This is a genomic window from Stenotrophomonas sp. INTA L402-1, from assembly GCF_059295135.1.
Window position 1 is genome coordinate 1 of record NZ_JCAFWP010000227.1, and the last position, 541, is coordinate 541.

At 35.1% G+C, this 541-nt stretch carries 1 protein-coding gene; it reads left to right on the top strand.

Going from position 1 to position 541, the window contains the following annotated elements:
* Nucleotides 1–407 (top strand): hypothetical protein (locus tag AC5O77_RS22505; protein WP_494507259.1); only part of this gene is annotated, 407 nt, incomplete at its 5' end.
* Nucleotides 408–541: the final 134 nt, after the last annotated feature.

A 541-nucleotide genomic window follows, 5' to 3' on the forward strand; every position in this document is an offset into this window, starting at 1 on the left:
ATCCTTTGATGCATCAAGTGGCATCAGCAATTGATATATATGATCGTTGCTCCTCACGAGCCCAAGATATTAAAGAACTCAAAACCCATATTCTTAAAATTTTTGAACGACTGAGAGAGCAAATTCACGATGCCATAGGTGACATGGATATACCCGATGCAAAATTCATATTCGGGGGATATTCATGGATAAGAAAAAAATTCATGATTTGGCACATCACCTACCAAAAGAGTACCAACTCTTTTCGTGCGGATCCTGCACGTGAAATATATGGATCACCTGTTGTATTTACTGGTGATGAAGAACATGTAATTGTAGCTAATGCTATGCTTCGTGAAAAATTAAAATCAAGAGGGAAGCTGGATAATTTAGAAAAAGGCATGAAAAATACTGTTAAATTTGAATGAGAACCATTTGAAGTTATTCGAGACATGTTTTACAAAGTTAATGAAAGTTCTTATGAATTTAAAAACTCATCAATTGGAGGCGCGCCCCAAATCCTAAAAATCTATGAACATTTATCAAGTCAAAAACTTGGTGT